Source organism: Mesorhizobium sp. M7D.F.Ca.US.004.03.1.1, from assembly GCF_003998635.1.
Classification (GTDB): Bacteria; Pseudomonadota; Alphaproteobacteria; order Rhizobiales; family Rhizobiaceae; genus Mesorhizobium; species Mesorhizobium loti.
On sequence record NZ_RZQG01000654.1, the window covers coordinates 1 to 3,420 of the forward strand.

A 3,420-nucleotide genomic window follows, 5' to 3' on the forward strand; every position below is an offset into this window, starting at 1 on the left:
ATCGTTCCGCGAGCTCGATCCCCAATCTCACCATGGCCGCCGGAGGTGCATCTACCGCGAGGTTCACGATAATCGACTTGTAGGACATTGCAGGCGCCTTTCGATGATGCGGTCGAATGCATGATGAAGTGCACCCGCTGGCACTCGACGCCTTGATGCCGGTCAAACACGCGCCGATTGCGGGCCGCCTTCGAGAGGGCTCGCATCCTGTTTGCTCATTGATCGTGATCAAGGACCGCCGTGGCGACGGGAATATCATTCGACCGCATAAGGAGAATTGCGATGCAGTATATCAAGGTCGACGAAGCGCTATGGGCGTCAAGCATGTTGCCCGAGGGCATTCTGGAGCGTTGGTTCATTGACAGCGGTGACGATATCGAGGCCGGTGAGCGAATAGCCGAAGTCCGAATTGAGGACGCGCTGCACGAGATTGTCGCGCCGGCAGCTGGCCGCGCGACGATCGTCGCCACAGCGAATGCCGTCATCGAACCCGGCTCGATCCTGGCAACGCTGGAGTCTCAGTCCGTGTGAGGCAAGCGGCGCCTCACCGCGTCGATTGCGCGCATCCTCCAACCAAAACTCAAGGATCCATAGACATGCAGACCCAACATGCCGTCGCCTGGCTGGACCATCGCGAAGCCAAGGTGTTTTTCTTCAATCGTGACACAGCGGAGAGCCTGAGGCTTGCCACCACGCTTGCGCATCATCAAACCCACAACAAGGCAGGCACCGTCGACGGCAAGCATGCACCGGAAAACCAGTCCTTCTACCACGACGTCGTCGACGCCCTGCAGCCTGCGAGGGAATGGTTGATCGTGGGGCCGGGATCGGCAAAGGATGAACTGGCCAAGCATATCCGCGACCACCATCCCCACTTGAACGATCGCATTGTCGGCGTCGAACCGGCGGATCATCCAACGGAGGCCCAGATCGTGGCGCATGCACGAACGTTCTTCCGTGCCGCCGACCGAATGTTGCCCTAGCTCGGTCTGGGGCTGCTCTGCTGGGGCCGCGATCGGCTCGCGGAGCCGTCAGGCTCGGGCGCCTGCCGTCTCCGTGGCCTCGATCACGGTTGCTGCACGCTGCTGATATAGGCGATGATTGCCTCGATCTGGTCGGGGCTGGCAACCCACTCAGGCATGTCCGGATGGCCGGTCGAAATGCCTTCGGCGAGTGCTTCCTCGAGATCCGTAATCGGATAGCGCTTCGACAGGGTGCGAAAGGCGGGCGCGTCGGGATGGCTGCTCTTGTCGGTTTCTCCAATGGCGTGGCAGCGCGCGCAATTGACTTCCACCAACGCCTTTCCATGTTCCGTTACGCCATCGGCCAGGGCTGGCAGTACGGAACCAAGCAACACCACAGTCAGCGCGGGAACCCATAGACGACGCCCGTGACCATCACTGCTCATACAGGCGTTCATGGTTGCAGGCCTCCGCATTTCCGATCTACGCGACTGTCTTCGCCGCCACATCCTCGATAGCGGTTTTGGCTTCCCTGCGCACGCGCCTGGCCGTTTCCGAAGCGAGCTTGGAAGTCAGTGCCGCAACCTTGCCGGCTTCCGTGGCGTATTCCGATGCCGCATTCTGCAGGAAGGTGGAGAAGATGTCGAAGGCGTCGTTGAACTCGGAACCGTCGATGAGATTCTCGGCAAGCTTAACATCCTGCTCGTAACGATGTTTCAGAAACGCGAGCGTTTCGATCTGATAGCGCATCATCGCCTTGAAGGTGTGGGCTTGAAGCGACGCGGCAGCGAGAATGAGCTTCTGGCCATTTTCCGCTATCGGCAAGGGTTGCATGCCGAATTGCGACGGCTCTGGATGGGTCTGCATCATCGGTTACTCCATTGTGAGGCGGCAAACAAAGTGCCCGCCAGACAACGCTACCGCCATTCGCCGTCAGGTCGTTGATCAGGATCAACAGGCGCATGACCTTTGCCGGAATGCACGGGCAATCGAGCGCCATCTGGTCTCGTTGCCGTGTTTGACGCGCATCAAGGCCCTTGCCCCTTCTTCGTGGCTAGCTCGCTTCAACCACAAAAGGGCTGCAGCGATGGCTTTCAAGACGATCATGGTTCAACTGGACGTGGACACCATCGCCGCGCCGCTCATCTCGATGGCGTGGGATCTCGCTCAACGGCATGAGGCCGATCTGATCGGCTTCTGCGCGGCCGAGCCGCATTTTGTCATGCCAACCGGCGCCGACGACAGGGCCGCGACCAAGGCGATGTGGTCCCAGGTGGAAGAGATAGAAGGTCGACTCAATTGCTTGAACGAGGAATTCCTAAGCGCTGTCAATGGCAGCAATCGCGCCTCGTGGCGCGGCGAAATGGGAAATCCGACCTGGCAGCTTGCGCTCAATGCACGTGCCGCCGACCTGATTGTAACTGGCTCGCCAATGATCGATCTGGTGGTCGACCACCACCGCACCCTGGACACCGCAAGCCTGATCCTTGCGGCAGGCCGTCCGATACTTGTGGCGTCGGAAACCCCTGCCCCAGTCAAGGCTGAAAGCATCCTGATTGCATGGACTGACACGCGGGAAGCGCGACGTGCCGTCGTCGACGCCATGCCCTTCCTGATCAATGCCAGGGATGTTGTGATCGCCACCGTGGACAATGGGGACCCTGCACCTCGGGAGAATGTTGCGGATGTCGAACTCTTCCTGACACGCCACGGGGTGAAGGCGCGATCGGAAGTCTTGGATTCGCGCCGCTCCGAACCGGCGGAAATCCTGCTCCAGATCGGACAGGAGATTGCGGCCGATCTCATTGTGCTCGGCGGCTATGGTCATAGCCGTGTGCGTGAAACGACTTTTGGCGGTGTGACGCGCTCGGTACTCCAGAGCGGGTCGTTCCATCGGCTCATCTCAAATTGAGATAGCGCACCGCTGAGTTGAGGCCAATTGATCCGGCGCAAAGCGCAGACGCCTGCGACGTTTGACGATCGAGATGGAAACTTCAAGGAGCACGTCATGAGCCAGATGTCCCATACCTCCTTTGCCGGCTTCACCCACGCTGCCCAGCAGGCGCAGCAGTGGGTCAACGAGCTTGCCAGGGATCTTTGCTGGAGCGAACCGAGCGCGTGCCGCCTCCTGAGGTCAGTTTTGCATACGGTGCGAGACTGGCTGTCGCTGGCGGAAACGGCCGATCTGTCGGCGCAACTGCCTGTTTTGGTTCGTGGCATCTACTTCGAAGGCTGGAATCCATCGGTGCCTGCGTGCGAGCGCAAGAAAAGTGATTTTGTCCTCAGCGTCAGAACCAGTTTCGGCTATGATGACGACGTCGATTTCGATATCGCGATCAACGCGGTGTTCAAGCTTCTCGACCGTCATATTTCGCACGGCGAAATTGTGCAGGTCAGAAACTCGATGAAGAAGTCGCTTCGAAAATTGTGGCCGGTGGATTGATCGATGTTCCGGGAC

At 59.4% G+C, this 3,420-nt stretch carries 6 protein-coding genes; 4 read left to right on the forward strand and 2 right to left on the reverse strand.

Going from position 1 to position 3,420, the window contains the following annotated elements:
- The first annotated feature begins 282 nt into the window (after window positions 1–282).
- Both EN935_RS27365 and EN935_RS27370 read left to right on the forward strand, forming a co-directional pair.
- Window positions 283–531, forward strand: coding sequence for a lipoyl domain-containing protein (locus tag EN935_RS27365; RefSeq protein ID WP_109672471.1), 249 nt, complete (start codon window positions 283–285; stop codon window positions 529–531).
- A gap of 65 nt (window positions 532–596) precedes the next feature.
- A complete protein-coding gene (locus EN935_RS27370; protein WP_127264873.1) occupies window positions 597–983 on the forward strand; it encodes a translational machinery protein in 387 nt (128 codons plus the stop codon).
- Window positions 984–1,066: 83 nt separating this feature from the next.
- Here EN935_RS27370 and EN935_RS27375 read toward each other — a convergent pair whose 3' ends face one another.
- Both EN935_RS27375 and EN935_RS27380 read right to left on the reverse strand, forming a co-directional pair.
- Complete coding sequence (locus tag EN935_RS27375; RefSeq protein ID WP_127264872.1) at window positions 1,067–1,420, reverse strand: cytochrome c; 354 nt, start codon at window positions 1,418–1,420, stop codon at window positions 1,067–1,069.
- Between the two features lie 25 nt (window positions 1,421–1,445).
- Window positions 1,446–1,832 (reverse strand): phasin family protein, encoded by a 387-nt coding sequence (locus EN935_RS27380; protein ID WP_127264871.1) that lies wholly within the window; start codon window positions 1,830–1,832, stop codon window positions 1,446–1,448.
- A gap of 217 nt (window positions 1,833–2,049) precedes the next feature.
- On the opposite strand from EN935_RS27380, the gene EN935_RS27385 reads away from it, so the two are divergent.
- Window positions 2,050–2,874 (forward strand): universal stress protein, encoded by an 825-nt coding sequence (locus tag EN935_RS27385; RefSeq protein ID WP_127264870.1) that lies wholly within the window; start codon window positions 2,050–2,052, stop codon window positions 2,872–2,874.
- Window positions 2,875–2,970: 96 nt separating this feature from the next.
- The gene (locus EN935_RS27390) at window positions 2,971–3,405 is read left to right on the forward strand and encodes a DUF2267 domain-containing protein (RefSeq protein WP_127264869.1); all 435 of its coding nucleotides are present in this window, start codon (window positions 2,971–2,973) and stop codon (window positions 3,403–3,405) included.
- Window positions 3,406–3,420 lie beyond the last annotated feature (15 nt).